At 73.9% G+C, this 14,382-nt stretch carries 12 protein-coding genes; 4 read left to right on the plus strand and 8 right to left on the minus strand.

Annotation, left to right across the window (positions count from 1 at the left end):
- A complete protein-coding gene (locus tag PT931_RS27145; protein ID WP_456248542.1) occupies positions 1–2,595 on the minus strand; it encodes a S8 family serine peptidase in 2,595 nt (864 codons plus the stop codon).
- Positions 2,596–2,623: 28 nt separating this feature from the next.
- On the minus strand, positions 2,624–3,133 hold the full coding sequence (locus PT931_RS27150; RefSeq protein ID WP_456248543.1) for an ArsR/SmtB family transcription factor: 510 nt from the start codon (positions 3,131–3,133) through the stop codon (positions 2,624–2,626).
- A gap of 114 nt (positions 3,134–3,247) precedes the next feature.
- Here PT931_RS27150 and PT931_RS27155 point away from each other — a divergent pair, with 114 nt between their 5' ends.
- Both PT931_RS27155 and PT931_RS27160 read left to right on the plus strand, forming a co-directional pair.
- Positions 3,248–3,622, plus strand: coding sequence for a PRC-barrel domain-containing protein (locus PT931_RS27155; protein ID WP_456248544.1), 375 nt, complete (start codon positions 3,248–3,250; stop codon positions 3,620–3,622).
- A 184-nt stretch (positions 3,623–3,806) separates the two neighbouring features.
- Positions 3,807–4,274: a GNAT family N-acetyltransferase gene (locus PT931_RS27160; RefSeq protein ID WP_456248545.1), complete on the plus strand. Its 468-nt coding sequence runs from the start codon at positions 3,807–3,809 to the stop codon at positions 4,272–4,274.
- Positions 4,275–4,355: 81 nt separating this feature from the next.
- On the opposite strand, the gene PT931_RS27165 is transcribed toward PT931_RS27160, so the two are convergent.
- The 3 genes from PT931_RS27165 to PT931_RS27175 form a co-directional block, all read right to left on the minus strand.
- Positions 4,356–7,520 carry a S8 family serine peptidase gene (locus PT931_RS27165; RefSeq protein ID WP_456248546.1) on the minus strand — a complete coding sequence of 1,055 codons (3,165 nt, stop codon included), beginning with the start codon at positions 7,518–7,520 and terminating at the stop codon, positions 4,356–4,358.
- Between the two features lie 109 nt (positions 7,521–7,629).
- Entirely contained in the window at positions 7,630–8,880 is a 1,251-nt protein-coding gene (locus PT931_RS27170) for a hypothetical protein (protein ID WP_456248547.1), read from the minus strand.
- A gap of 122 nt (positions 8,881–9,002) precedes the next feature.
- Positions 9,003–9,686 (minus strand): alpha/beta fold hydrolase, encoded by a 684-nt coding sequence (locus PT931_RS27175; protein ID WP_456248548.1) that lies wholly within the window; start codon positions 9,684–9,686, stop codon positions 9,003–9,005.
- Positions 9,687–9,787: 101 nt separating this feature from the next.
- Here PT931_RS27175 and PT931_RS27180 point away from each other — a divergent pair, with 101 nt between their 5' ends.
- A complete protein-coding gene (locus PT931_RS27180; RefSeq protein ID WP_456248549.1) occupies positions 9,788–10,738 on the plus strand; it encodes a helix-turn-helix transcriptional regulator in 951 nt (316 codons plus the stop codon).
- Positions 10,739–10,785: 47 nt separating this feature from the next.
- Here PT931_RS27180 and PT931_RS27185 read toward each other — a convergent pair whose 3' ends face one another.
- From PT931_RS27185 to PT931_RS27195, 3 genes are read right to left on the minus strand one after another with little or no spacing between them, the layout of a single operon-like run.
- Positions 10,786–11,736, minus strand: coding sequence for a TauD/TfdA family dioxygenase (locus PT931_RS27185; protein ID WP_456248550.1), 951 nt, complete (start codon positions 11,734–11,736; stop codon positions 10,786–10,788).
- 17 nt (positions 11,737–11,753) lie between these two features.
- Positions 11,754–12,503, minus strand: coding sequence for a sulfite exporter TauE/SafE family protein (locus PT931_RS27190; RefSeq protein ID WP_456248551.1), 750 nt, complete (start codon positions 12,501–12,503; stop codon positions 11,754–11,756).
- A gap of 22 nt (positions 12,504–12,525) precedes the next feature.
- On the minus strand, positions 12,526–13,275 hold the full coding sequence (locus tag PT931_RS27195; protein ID WP_456248552.1) for an SDR family oxidoreductase: 750 nt from the start codon (positions 13,273–13,275) through the stop codon (positions 12,526–12,528).
- A gap of 408 nt (positions 13,276–13,683) precedes the next feature.
- Between PT931_RS27195 and PT931_RS27200 the strand changes: the two genes are divergently transcribed.
- Positions 13,684–14,370, plus strand: coding sequence for a DUF6882 domain-containing protein (locus PT931_RS27200; RefSeq protein WP_456248553.1), 687 nt, complete (start codon positions 13,684–13,686; stop codon positions 14,368–14,370).
- Positions 14,371–14,382 lie beyond the last annotated feature (12 nt).

Raw genomic sequence — 14,382 nt, forward strand, 5'->3', positions numbered from 1 at the left:
TCACCGCCGCACCGTCACGACCGGCGACGTCCAGCGCTCCACGTCCTCGGGCCGGCCGAGGTACTTGTCGAACACCAGCCGCAGCCGGTACTCCCCGTTCGGGGCCGCCGAGCCGTCGGCCAGGGTGCCGTCCCAGGAGTAGAACCGCATGCCGGTACCCACGCCCGAGACCCGGACCACGTGTTCCTCGCGCAACGGCACGGCGACGACCGCGCCGGTGGCGTCGAGCACCTCCAGGCGCAGCTCGCGCAGGGTCGGGAAGCCGTGCGAGATCATCACCCAGGCCTGCTTCTCCGGGCCGTCGAGGGTGACCGGCTCGTTGCGGCCGAAGTCGAAGTCGGCGGGCCGCAGCGACGGGTTGTCGATGCCCTCGTTGTACTTGGAGAACGTGGGGTTGACCGCCGAGACCTTGTGCCAGTCCCCCGCGATCCCCAGGTACGCGGTGCGCAGGGTCTGCCCGCCGTGCCGGGGCGTGAAGGTGATCCAGCCGCCGAACACGGTGCCGTCGGGCACGTTCGCCGGGGCCCTGAGCCGGACGGTGACCGTCAGCGACCCGCGGGCCGGTACGGAGACGCTCTTGTCGAGGGTGACCTGGCCGTCGGCGACGACGGTGCCGTAGTCGCCGGTGTACGGCGGTGCCGCGCCCAGCCCCGCCTCGTGGCCGAGGTCGTAGACCATGGCCTTGGTGCGCGTGTTGGTCAGGGTGATCTGGCGGGTGACCTCCCGGCCCTCCAGTTCGCCGAGGGGCAGTTTGCCGGGGCTGAGCGTGACCGGGGCGGCCAGCGCGGCGGGCAGGTCGATCATGCCGGCGCCCTGCTGGGCGACCTGGTGCAGGCCCCTGGCCGGGTCGCCGGACAGCTTGGCCGGGACGGCGGTGGCCTGGAGCAGGTCGCGGACCTGTTCGACGGTCATGGGGCCGCGCCCGGCGAGCAGCACGGCGACCGAGCCGGCGACGTGCGGGGCCGCCATGGAGGTGCCGGACATCACCGCGTAGGAGCCGGAGACCTTCGGGACGCTGGAGAAGACGTACCCGCCGGGTGCGAGCACGTCGGGTTTGAAGTCGAGCTCGTGGCTCGGGCCCCAGGAACTGCCGGGGTCGGGCAGGCCGGCCCACTCGGGCAGCAGCGGGTTGGACCAGTAGTGGCCCCAGGTCGCGCTGACGGTGCCCCGCTCACGGAGCGACTTCGCGGTGTTGGTGCTGACCGTGACCGCCGGGATCGTGCCTTCCCTGCCCCAGAAGCTGCCCTGCGGGACGCTGTCGGGGTCGGTCCACTCGTTGTCCTCGTAGTACAGCGCGGCGACCGCGCCGCCGAGGGTCACGTTGTGGATCACCTCGGTGGGGGTGCACGGGTACCAGTCGCTGGTGACCAGCACGGCCTTGCGGGCGTACGTCCCGGGTGCGGCGGGCTCGCAGACCGCTCCGGCGTGCACGATCTCGATCCGGCCGGCGGTCGGGCTGACCGGCCCGGTGATGACCACGTTGTACGGGATCCGGGTGCCGTCGGACAGGCCCAGCGCCAGGTGGGTCGCCGCGGTGGTGAAGGCGCTGCCGACGCCGATGGCCCGCTTCGCGATGCCCGGGGTGCCCGCGCTGAACGGTCCGGCGTAGCCGTTGCCGATCGAGACGACCGGCACCACCCCGGCCGCCGCGACCAGGTCCAGCGCCCGGGGCACGAGCGCGTCCTGCCGGACCTCGTCCTGGGCCTGGCCGAGGCTGAGGTTGACGACGTCCACGCCGTCGGCCACGGCCCGGGCCAGGGCCTCGATCACCACGTCGTCGGTGGTGGGCCGCTGGTCGCCGAACACCCGGTAGGACCGGATCTTCGCGTCGGGGGCCACGCCGACCAGGGTCTTCCCGTTGCCGGCCGCGATGCCGGCGACGTGGGTGCCGTGCCCGAAGCCGGGGGCGTAGTTCTCCTCCTTCGGGTCGGCGTCACCGTCGACGACGTCGTACCCGCCGACGACCTTGTCGTTCGGGAAGCCGCCGCCGCCCAGGTCGGGGTGCGTGTAGTCGATGCCGCTGTCGATGATCCCGATCGTGGTGCCCTGGCCGGTGGCGCCCTTCTTGTGTGCCTTCGGCACGCCGGTCAGCTCGGTGACGGTGACGTTGGCCCGCTTGGTGTCGGCGGGCGGCTTGGTGCCGGTCACCGGCTTCGGCGGGGCGTAGGTGTTGAGCCGGTGCACGGCCCGGACCCCGGGCAGGCCGGACAGCGCGCCGACGTGCGCGGTGTCGACCTCGACGGTGACGGCGGTGAGCAGGCCGGCGAGCCGGCGCTTCTCGGTGACCGGCACCCGGTGGGCGCGGGCCGCGGCGAGCAGCCCGTCCTGGCGGGCGCGGTCGGCCTGGGCCCGGGCGGCGCGCAGCTGGGGCGCGGCCTGGGCGCCGGCGGGTGGCGGGGCGGGCGCGTCGAGTTCGACGAGTCGGAGGACCTTGTGGCCGGTGGGCGCGGCGGGCAGTGGGTCCGCGTGGGCGGCGCCGGGCAGGGCCACTGCGAGGGTCGCCGCGCCGACGGCGGCGAGGAGGGACAACTTTTTGATCGCGTACTCCCGAGGTAGAGGGGTTGAACTGTCGTGGATCCTCGGCACTTCGGCCACGGCGCTTCCTCGCCGGGCGGATCAGGGTTCAGGGGGCGGGGTAGACGGTGACGGCGATGCCGTAGCGCCGGCCTTCGTCCCCGGAGTCGGGCAGCGCCTCCGGGGTGGTGGCGTCGTGCAGGATCCTGGCGATGGCCTCGACCTGCTCGACCGTCAGCCGGGCGTGCCGCAGGGCGAGCATCCGGGGCGCGGCCCCACTGGCCGCCATCTCGGCGGCCACTCCCGCGATCACGTTCGAGGCGAGCTGCGGGGCCGCCTCGGCGACGGCCAGGGGCACGTGGGTCCGGCTGGCTGTCTTGCCGTAGTACTGCTCGACACCGCCCTGCACCCGGCGGGTGCGGACGACCTCGACCAAGCCGGCCTCCCGCAGGACCCGCAGGTGGTAGGCGATCGTGCCGCGCACCGCGTCCAGCGCCACCGACAGGTCGCGCAGGGTGGACTCCCGCCCGTCCAGGGTCGACAGGATCCGCTGGCGCACCGGGTGCCCGAGCGCCTTGAACTGCGCGGGGCCCGCCACGAGCCGTTCGGTGTCGTCCATGGCCAGAAGTGTTGAGGATTCCCGGCACTCCTGTCAAGATCCGGATCTGGTGTGGAACTCGGATCTCCCGGGTACAGGTCACTCGCGAACGACCACACCCAACACGGAGGAATCATGACGGACTTCAACGCGACCCCGGGCTTCGACGCGTGGAACTACGGTCCGGACAGCGGCTACACGGCCGGTGCCACTGACCTGGTCGGATTCCACGTCGAGGCCACCGACGGCAGCATCGGCAAGATCGACGAGGCGACACACGGGATCGGCGCCAGCTACGTCGTGGTCGACACCGGGCCGTGGATCTTCGGCTCGAAGGTCGTCGTTCCGGCCGGCATCGTCCAGCGCGTGGACACCGCGGCGGAGAAGGTGTACGTGGCGGCGACCAAGGACCAGGTCAAGGACGCGCCGAGCTACGACGCCGCCCAGCGCGACACCGACACCTACCGCGAGGACGTCGGCGGCTACTACGGCCGGCACCGCCCGCTGTAGGACACCACACCACGAGTGAGGGGTACCCGCGACCGGGTGCCCCTCACTCGTGGTGCGTCCCGTCCGGCGCACACCGGGCTCGCACGGCTCCCCCGGACCGTGGCGTCCACCGCGGTCGTCGGCGGCCGCGACCCCAGCTCCAAACCGGTGGCGGTCGCGGTGACCGCGTGTGACGATCACCGGCATGGCTGAGGTGGGGAACGTGGTGGCGGTCAGGCGTCTCGGGGCCGAGGACTGGGAGGTGACCCGGCGGTTGCGGCTGGCCGCGCTGCTGGACGCGCCCGACGCGTTCGGCGGGAGCTACGCCGACACCCTCGCCCGGCCCGAGGAGCAGTGGCGGTCCTGGCCCGGTGGCGGGCCGGTGTTCGTCGCCGAGCTGGACGGGCTCCCGATCGGGCTGGTCTGCGGGTACCCGCACCCCGACGGCCGCGCGGAGCTGATCAGCATGTGGGTCGCCCCCGAGGCGCGGGGCCGACGGGTCGCCGCCCAGCTGATCGACGCCGTGGCCGACTGGGCCCGGCAGAGTGGCGCCGAGGCCCTGGAACTGCACGTCTACCCGCACAACCAGGCCGCGTACCAGGCCTATGCCCGCTACGGGTTCACCGACCACGAGGTCTCCGCCGAGATCCTGATGCGGCTGCCGCTGCGCTGACGGTCGCCCCGATCGGCGCACCGGGCTACCGAACGCGGCACCGTGGGACCCGGGGTCCACGGTGCCGCACGCACCGGGCGGCTACCGGATCCGGTACGCGTTGTGGACCGTCTCGGTCACCCGCGCCCCGCCCGCCCCCGTGGCCGTGGCCCGCAGTGCCACCCCGCCCCCGGCCGCCGGGTGCCGCACCTGCGCGCACCACCCGTCCCCGTCCCGGGCCACCCGTACCGGCAGCCAGGTCGCCCCGCCGTCGTAGGAGGCGTCCAGGGTCAGCGCCGTGGCCCGGGACCCGTCGGCGCCGGACACCGTCATCGGGAGCTGGAACAGCCGGCCGGCGGGCGCGTACCCGTCGGGGTCGAGGTGCGGGGTGAAGCCCACGGCCAGGGCCGGCAGCCGGGTGGGGGCGGCGGTGTGGCCAGAGCGGAACGTCCACTCGGTGGTGATCCGGTCGCTGAGGACGGCGGTCGGGTCGGCCCAGGTCATCACGACGCGGTAGTCGGCGGCGCCCGGCGGGACCGTGGTGGTCATGCCGTTCACGGAGCTGGTCTCGGCGACCTTCGCGCCGTCGCGGTACAGCGTCGTGCCGGCCGTGGTGGTGTCGGTGGCGCGCAGCCCGTACCAGCCGGCGCCGCCCGGACCGCGCAGGGTGCTGATGGTGGACAGTCCGTCGCCGTCGCGGGTCCACAGGCGGGGCACGGCCGCCGGTCCGTACACCGGCCGGTTCAGGTCCTCGGTGTACCGCCGTCCCGCCCGGTAGGTGGCCAGGTCGTCGACGGCGTGGTACTCCATGCCGGTGACCGCGCTCTTGGCCAGGAAGGCGTTCCAGCCGATGTTCCCGCCGCCCAGGTGGTACCCGGTCCGTTCGGTGCCGACCCTGGCCGGCAGCGGGACGCCCGCCGCGGAGTCGAAGCCCAGGGACGGGGCGAACGGGAACACCGCGTGCTCGGCGACCGGGAACGTCGGGTCCACCGGTCCGAGTACCCGGGTCCGCACGGTGGCCAGGTCGCCGGGCGCGATCCGTTGACGTCGGGAGCTGGGCAGGTCGGGGGCCGCCCAGGCGAGGTGGTACGCGTACGGGCTGTCGATCAGGGGGCCGTCGGCCGCGAGGGTGGTGGACACGATCGAGGCGAGCCGGCCGGCGGGCGGCGGCGGACCGAGCCGGGCGAGCCGGAGCTGGTCGAGCCGGTCCGCGCCGATCCAGGTGGTGCTGGCCCCGTGCGGGCCGGCGAGGCGGACGCCGACGGACGCGCCGAGGGGTACGGCGCCGCGGTCGGGCACGGTCACCTCGTACCTCCCGGCCTGCCTGCCGTCCATCTCCACCGTCGCCGGGCCGGTCACGTCCAGCACCGGCCGGATGAGCATGCCCATCCCGTCGGGGCCGATCAGCACGGTCGCCACGGAGTAGCGGCCCGGGGGCACCCGGAGCGTCTCCTCCCCGGTACCCAGGAAGTAGGAACCGTCGCCCGCGTCGGAGGTGAGGCTGGTCGAGTACCGCTCCATCCGCCAGTCGGTCGGGGCCGTGTGGCGGACGGTGACCGGCACGAGCTGGCGCTCCCGGTGCACCGTGAAGGCGTTGACCAGCGCGGTGTCGCCGGTGCCGGTCGCGACCACCCGCCCCGTGTATCTCCCGTCGGCCCCGTCGACCCGGGTGTCCGCCGTGACGGTGACCGTGGCCGTGCCGCCCGCCGGGACCGTCACCGACGGGTCGGCGGTGAACATCCCGGCCGGGGCGGGCCGGCCGTCGGGCGCGGCGCCCTCGACCCGCAGCGCGAGGGTGACCGGTGCGGAACCCTGGTTGCGGTACCCGACCTGGCGGGTGACCGGGGTGTCGTCGCCGTGCGGGTACTCCCGGGTGCCGAAGTCCAGCGTGCCCGACTCCGCGACCACGGCCTGCCGGACCGCCCGGCCCACGTCGACCCGGCCGGCGCCCTGCCCGGGCACGTCCCCGACGGGGCGGGCGCTCCCGGTCAGCGCGTTCTTCACCTGCGCGGCCGTCCAGCCGGGGTGCTGACCGGCCAGCAGCGCGGCGGCGCCGGCGACGTGCGGGGCGGCCATCGACGTGCCACTGAGGCGGGTGTGCAGGTCGTCCACCGGCGTACCGGCGACGCCACGCGCCGCACGGGCCGCCACGATGTCCACGCCCGGGGCGGAGATCTCGGGCTTGACCGCCCCGTTGGCGCCCGGGCCGCGGCTGGAGAACGGGGCCCTCTGGTCGGCGGCGTCCACGGCGGCCACGGACAGTGCCGCTTCGGCGGTACTGGGCGAGTTGACGCTGCCGTCGAGGCCCTCGTTCCCGGCGGCGACGACGAACAGCGCGCCGGTCTGGGCCGTCAGCCCGTCGACCGCCTCCTCCAGCGGGTCGGTCCCCGGGGTGTCCCAGGAGCCGAGGCTCAGGTTGACCACGCGGGCGTGCCGCTCGACCGCCGCCCAGCGCATGCCGGCGAGGACCGCCGACTCCGGGCAGCCGAGGGCGGTGCACACCTTGCCGACCGCGAGCGTCGCGCCGGGCGCCACGCCCCGGTGGACGGGGCCGACGCCGGCGATCGTGGCCGCGACGTGGGTACCGTGCCCGACCAGGTCGTCGGTGTCGGGGTCGTCGGTGAAGTTCGCGGTCGCGCCGATCCGGCCGGCCAGGTCCGGGTGGCCCGCGTCGACGCCGGTGTCCAGGACGGCCACGGTCACGCCCGCCCCGGTGTGGCCGGCCGCCCACGCCTCCGGCGCGCCGATCCGCGGCACGCTCCTGTCCAGCAGCGGCTTGCGGAGCCCGTCCAGCCAGAGCTTGCCCGGTGCGGCCGTCCGGGTGCCGGCCCAGTGCGCGGCGGCGTCCTTCTTCGCCAGTCTGCGCGGGGTCACGCCGGCCGCGAACCCGGTTCCGGTCTGGTCGAGGAGGGGGAGGTCGGGGCGGCGGGCGTCGTCGTACCCGAAGGCGATCAGGGTGGTGACGTCGAACAGGCGGGGGTCGAGTCTCCCGTCGCGCAGCCCGTCGAGGACGTCGGCGGGGGTGACCGTCAGGTGGCCGTCGGCCTTCCTGATGAGGTGGCCGACGTGGGACCGGCCGGGGGCCATCACCACCGAGACCCGCTCGCCGGCCACGGTGACCCGGTCGCCGGTGACCAGGGTGACGGTGTGGGCCGGGCCGGGCGGGGTGCCGGCCGGGGCGGGTGGCGGGGTGGCCCGCGCGGCACCGGGGGCCGCGGCGAGGAGGAGTGCGGTCAGGGCTACGCCGACCGGCCATCGTGGACGCATCGCGGTCCTTCCGGGGAAGTAGATGATCTCTACCGGAAGGACGGAGCCGGGTACTCCGCGCGTTGCCCGCCCGCCGGACTTCCCGGCGGACGGGCCCGTCCCCGTCGGTTCAGCGGCGGCGGCGCAGCAGCAGGAGCAGCGCTCCGGCGCAGGTGAGGAGCAGGAGCGCACCGCCGGCGGCGTACCAGGAGAAGGAGTTTCCCGCCGGCACCGGCTGGGACCGTGGCGTGGGCGTGACCGGCTCCGCCGCCGCGGGGTCCTCCGAGGCCGGGACGGTGGCGCTCGCGGACGGGCTCGGCGTCGCGGACGGCGACGGGCTCGGCGTGGGCGACGGGCTCGGGCTCGGGGCGTCCCCGATCCGCACCTCGACCTCGGCACCCGAGGCCCCGACCGCGCGCACCGTGACCGTCACCTTCGCGGCCGCGTCCGTGAACGGCCTGCCGACCGCGAGCGCGGTGTCGTCGGCCCCCTTGGTGCCCGGGGTGGCGTCCAGCAGCGGGGCGTCGGCGTACTTCGCGTTGTCGACCCGGTAGGCGTACACGCCGGGGGTGGTGGTGTCGATCGTGGCCTTCGCCCGGTACTCGACGACGACCTTGCGCGCGCCCACCGCGATCTCCAGCGCCCGGGGACCCGGCCGGTCGCGCGGCGCGTGCAGGGCGGCCAGGGTCCACCGGCCGGTGCGGGTGACCGCCACCCGCCGGTCTGCCGGCAGCCAGCCGGTGTGGATCAGCTCGGGGGCCGACAGCCCCACCGTGCCGCCGCCGCCCATCGGGGACCGGTTGCTGTAGCCGTCCTCCGTGCACGCGGCCACCGACGCCGGCTCGCAGACCAGCCGCCGCTCGTGCGAGAGGCCCAGGTTGTGGCCGAGTTCGTGGATGGTGCCGGTCAGGCTCAGGTAGTCCATCAACAGCGCGGTGTTGCCGGGTACCGAGGCCAGGCCCGCCCACGGGCACTTGTTCTTCTGGCTCGGGATCACCACCGCGAGCTGGTCGTAGGCGTCGGCGGGCACCCCGTGGCCGGCGAGCGCGGCGCGGCCGGCGCGCTGGATGGCGGTGAAGTCGCAGGTCGCGTCCAGGTCCGCCGTCCACGGGCCGAAGAGTCCGCTGTCGCCCACCGGGGCGTACCGCAGCCGGCCGTCGGAGGCCTCCTCGTAGTAGCTGACCACCGAGGGGGCCGGCCCGAAGAACTGCGCGGCGAAGGTGGCGCGCACCTTGTCCGGCTCCCGCAGCGCGCTGTCGCGGAAGTCGAGCAGGACGACGGCGGTGCGCCGGACGGTCGGGGCAGCGTACGCGGGCGGGGCGGTCGCCACGAGGGTCCCCAGCGCGGCGAACACGGCGAGGAGGCGGGACGGAGATCTCATGTACCTGGGTCGGGAAAACGGCCCCCGGATTACGCCCAGCGCCCCGGAAATCTCGCGGCGCCGGGCCACCGCCCCCGCGGCGAGGACCCGCTCAGGCCGGGGCCCGCGCCGCCGGGACCCGCCTAGGCCACGGCCCGCGCGGCGAGGATCCGGGCCAGCTCGGCCGGCCGGGTGAGCATCGGCCAGTGCCCGGAGTCGATGTCGACGTACTCGACGTGCCGGGCCCGGGCGAGTTCGGGCACGTCCCCGCCGTCGACGCACGCGCGGGCCTCGTCGGGGCCGAACTCGGGACACACCAGCACGACGGGCACGTCGAACCGCCGCTCGTCGGCCAGCCGGACCACGCCCCGGGCGACGCCGGCCGGGACGGGGATGGCGGCGGACGCGAAGGCCCGCCGGGCGTCCTGGTCGAGGTCGGCGGCGTCGGCCCCCTCGAACGGCTCCCAGCCGGGGAAGGGCATCCGGTCGTCGACGAGGTCGAAGAAGTTCGCGTACAGCTCCCCGTCGGCGGACGGGAAGCCGCCGATGAGGGCGACCCCGGCGACGCTCGCGGGGCGGGCGTCGGCGGCCAGCCAGGCGAGAGTGCAGGCGGCGGAGTGCCCGACGACCAGGACCGGTCCGGCCGCGGCGTCCACGGCGGCGACGACGGTGGCCACCTGGTCGTCGAGGGTGGCGGCCGTCGCGCCGTCGCCCTGGCCGGGGAGGGTGACCGGCACGGGGCGGTGGCCCAGTTTGTCCAGTTCGGCGGCGACGTCGGTCCAGGCGGATCCGTCGAGCCACAGGCCGGCGATGAGCAGGATGTCCATGACGGGGTTCTCTCTCTCGTGCGGTCGGTCGGTACCCACCCTAGGGCCGGTTCCGGACGTTCTGCTTCCGGTTTGGCGGGACGGTCGCCTAGGCTGCCCGGGTGGCGAACTCCGACAGCCCCACCGGCCGGGCCCTGCGCACCCTGGAGATCCTCCAGAACCGGCCCGGCACGACCGCCGACCAGCTCGGCGCGCGGCTGGGCGTGACCGAGCGGGCCGCGCGCCGCTACATCGGGATCCTCCGCGAGGCCGGCATCCCCGTGGACTCGACCCGGGGCCCGCACGGCGGGTACCGGCTGCGGCGCGGGACCCGGCTGCCCCCGGTCGTGTTCACCGAGGCGGAGGCGCTCGGTCTGGTGATGGCGGCCCTCGACGGCCAACGCGGCGACCCCGACGGCCTCGTCTCCGAAGCCCTCGGCAAGGTGATCCGGGTCCTGCCGGAGCGGGTGGGGCGGCAGGCCGCGGTGCTCCGGGAGCACGCCGCCGCCGCGCCCGACCGGTCGGCGTCCCGGCCGTCCCCGACGATCCTCAGCGCGCTGGTCTCCGCCGTCGCGGCCCGGTGCCGGGTGCGGGTCGGCTACCAGGGCGGCTCGGGCGACGCGTGGGAGACGGAGGTGGACCCGTGGGCGGTGGTCGTGCGGCACGGCTACTGGTATCTGCTGTGCCACTCGCACCGCGCGGACGCGATCCGCACCTACCGGGTGGACCGGGTCAGCGCCGTCGAGCAGACCGGGCACGGCTTCGAGCCGCCCGCGGACCTCGACCCGGTGGCCGTGCTGGAACGCAACCTCGGCACCGGGTGGGCGTTCGACACCCGGGTCGTGTTCGACGCGCCGCTGGCGGAGGTGGCCCCGTGGGTCCGGCCGCCGATGGGCCGGCTGGAGCCGCACGGCGCGGGATGTGTACTGGTCGGCAGCACCGGCAACCCGGCGATGTACGCCCAGGAGTGGCTGCCGACCATCCCGTTCGACTTCCGGGTCGAGGGCGGTCCGGAGTTGCGGGCCGCCGTCGGGAAGCTCGCGGCCAGGCTGACCGCCGCGGTCCCGGAGTAGCCCCCGGCCCGGTGGTCGAGGGGCCCGTCGCCGGGCCCCTCGTTCCGTCAGGCGCTCGCGTAGCACCGCCGGAGCCAGCGGCTGCGCGTCGGGTCGGTCGGGGTGAACGCGGTCCGCCGGTGCAGGCACCGGTAGTTGTCGAACACGAGCACCTGTCCGGGTTCCAGGACCGGCTCCCACGCGTCCGCACGCCCCAGGGCCGCCTTCCAGCGCTCCAGGACCTCCTCCGACTCCGGTGTGGTGCCCCGGGTGGTGCCGAGGTCGAACCGGACCCGGTACCCGACCCGGTGGCCCTCCAGCACCGGGACCCCGGTCAGGAGCAGCGGCTCGGTCGGGTCGGTCGAGGCGGGCGCGCCGACCTCGAACACGTCCGAGGACAGCAGCCGCCGGTCGGACCCGTCGAGCTGGTCCAGCGCGTCCTCCACGGCCATCAGTTCGGTGGCCACCCGCTCGTCGTTGCGGACCGCGTAGAAGGTCAGGTAGCGCGGCACGCTGACCCGGGGGTCGGTACCCGGCTCGCCGAACCGCAGGTGCGGGTTGTCGGTGTGCCAGAAGAACTCCGTGTCCGCGCCCCAGGAACTCGTGGTGCCGGCGGCGCTCGGGTTCGGGGCCACGTTGCGCATCAGCAGGCCGTCGTTCTCGTAGTCCACCGCGTACGGCATCAGCCCGAGCAGCTGGAGCACCCCGAGGTGCACGGCGTTGACGACCGCCAGGCGGGTCTCGTCGACGAACCCGTCCACGGGCGTCGCCGGGAACTCCTGCTGCGGCAGGTTGTCCACCAGCAGCGCGTGGTGCCCGGTGTGCGGGAACACCGCCAGCGCGCCGAGCAGTTCGCCGGGCAAATGGGTACGCAGCGCGTGCGCGCCGATCCCGGCCAGGATCGCGGTGTGGGTGTCCGGTTCGAGGTCGGTGCCCTCGATCCGGTCGGTGATGGTCTTCTCCAGGATGTCGCGCACCCCGTCGTCGACCCGGTAGGTGACCAGACTCAGTCTCCGCATGCCTTGCTCCTCCCCGTTTAGAACACGTACTTGAACAGCAGCGACCCGAACAGCACCACCAGGGACGCCACCAGCGTCGCCCGGACCACCTTCGCGCCCCCGCGCAGCGCGAACTTGCTGCCGAGGTAGTTCCCGGCGATGTTCGCGAGCAGCATCGGGATGCCGACCAGGTAGAGGATGTTGCCCGTGGCGACGAACGCGACCAGCGCGCCCACATTGGACGCCAGGTTGAACACCTTCGACGTCGCCGAGGCCTCGACGAGCCCGAGCCGGAGCACCAGATGGAAACCCAGGACGAGCATGCTCCCGGTACCGGGGCCGAAGAACCCGTCGTAGAAGCCGATCACCAGGCACAGCAGTGGCGCGCCGATCAGGATCTTGCGACTCTTGAGGTCCACCCCGCCGGTGCCGCGCTCCTTCTTGGGGAGCAGGGTGACGGCCAAGCCGAGGGGTACCAGGAAGGTGATGATCTTTCCGATGGTGTCGGGGTCGAACATCAGGATGACCTTGGCGCCGACGAACGCGCCGACGACGGCGAACAGCACCCCGACCCCGACGAGCGACCAGACCACCATCTTGTTGCGGGCGAAGTTGTACAGCGCGGCGAGGGTGCCGACCGTGCTGACGTACTTCTCGGTGCCCAGGGCCAGCTGCGGCGAGTAGCCGGCGAACAGCAGGGCCGGCACCAGGATCAGCGCGCCGCCGCCCGCGATGCTGTCGATGAATCCGGCGATGAATCCGGCAAGCGTGAGTAGGACGATGTCCATCTTTCCCCCGAATAGGTGGCTTTCAGTGTTGGAAGAGCGCGCCCCGGTGCACCTTGTGCTGGGCGGCCTGCGCCAGTGGTCGCACGACCAGCTGGTCGATGTTCACGTGCGGCGGCAGTCCGACCGCCAGGCTCACGCACGCCGCGACGTCCCCGGCGGTCAGCGGACGGTCCACGTCGGCGTACACGGCGGCGGCGCGCTCGGCGTCCCCGGCGAACCGGTTGAGGGCGAACTCCTCGGTGCGCACCATGCCGGGCAGGATCTCGATCACCCGGACCGGCTGGCCGCACAGCTCCAGCCGGAGCGTCTCGGTCAGCGCGTGTTCGGCGTGCTTCGCGGCGCTGTAGCCGCCGCCGCCCTCGTAGTTGGCCGCCGCGGCCGTCGAGGTGACCGTCACGATCGTGCCGCCCACCCCGGCCCGGAGCAGCGGCAGCAGCGCCTGGGTGACCCGCAGGGTACCGAGCACGTTGACCGCGAACATCCGCTCCCACTCGGCGGGGTCGGACAGGGCCACCGGCTCCGCGCCGAGCGCCCCACCGGCGTTGTTGACCAGCAGGTCGCACCGGTCGAACCCGGCCGCGAAGTCGCGCACCGCGGCCGCGTCGGTCACGTCGAGCTCCACCGCCCGGCCGCCGATCTCCCCCGCCAACCGCCGGAGCCGGTCGATCCTCCGGGCCGCGACCACCACCTCGAATCCGTCCTCGGCCAGCCTCCGAGCGGTCGCCTCACCGATCCCGCTGCTTGCCCCCGTCACCACCGCGACGCCCGTCATGCGCACTCCACTCTGGATACAGCCCGTACTGATCTAGAACGGTAAGGACGGTGTTCGGGAGCCGCAAGCGGCTCAACGTTGAGAAGAATCACGGCGCATTATCGATAGGCGAACACCAATGCCCTAAGGGGCACTCCATTGACGGGTAACGGTCAATGGACGGAACGCTGCGCTGTCGATCCAGCTCAGACCAGGGAAAACATCGGCCATTCGGCAGCGAGCCGTTGGCAGTGCCCTTTCCCCAAAGGGCGACTGGTAACAACAGTTCTAGATGTGCGGTCGAGGTCGGTGGAAATTCCCGTACATCCGCGGATTGTTTCCGGCAGGCGCGTGCCCTAGTCTGCGCGGCGCTCCCCGACCCTGGAGGCGGGACCGGCGGGACTGGCGGGCCCTGGTCATAATCCGGCCATGCCCCGGTTCAGCGCACAGTTCGAACAGCTCGCCGTCCGCCACGTCGCCTTCGCCGCGCACCAGTCACTCGTCTTCGACGCCGAGGTCGGCCCGGGGGCCTGGCGGCACAGCTTCGTGGACCGGACCTTCACGATCGGCGAGCGCACCCTGCCGATGCTGCCGATCGGCACCGCCCTGCCGGAGCACGGGGTGCTGGCCTGGTGCTGGGCGGACAGCTCCCTGGAGCCGTGGCCGTGGACGAAGGACGCCTCCTGGCGACTGCGGATGTACGGGATCACCCACGACATCCCCGAGTTCACCACCAGTGGCGTGCGGCTCGGCGACTGGGACGACCTGAACGAGGCGGCCACCCGGCTCCTGGTGGTCGCGCTCGGCGTGCTCGGCGCCCGGGGCAGCTACGGCTTCCGGATGGCGCACGGCGGCGGCTTCTTCGTGCTCACCGACGACCCCGGGCTGCCCACCCCGGAGGAGCCGGCCCCGGAACTCGTCGAGCAGGTGCTCGGGCTGGCCGCGGCATACTTCCCCGATCTCGACCAGATGGACATCGCGGCACACTACGTCGAGGCGCTCGGCGGCCGGTGGACGCAGATCCCGGGTGGGCTCAGCGTCCGGTTCGCCTCGGCGGGGATGTCCCTGCACTACGCCGGCAACCGCCTCCAGTGGACCGGCCCGAGCATGGCGTGACACCGCACCGGC

The sequence above is a fragment of the Longispora urticae genome (assembly GCF_053902585.1).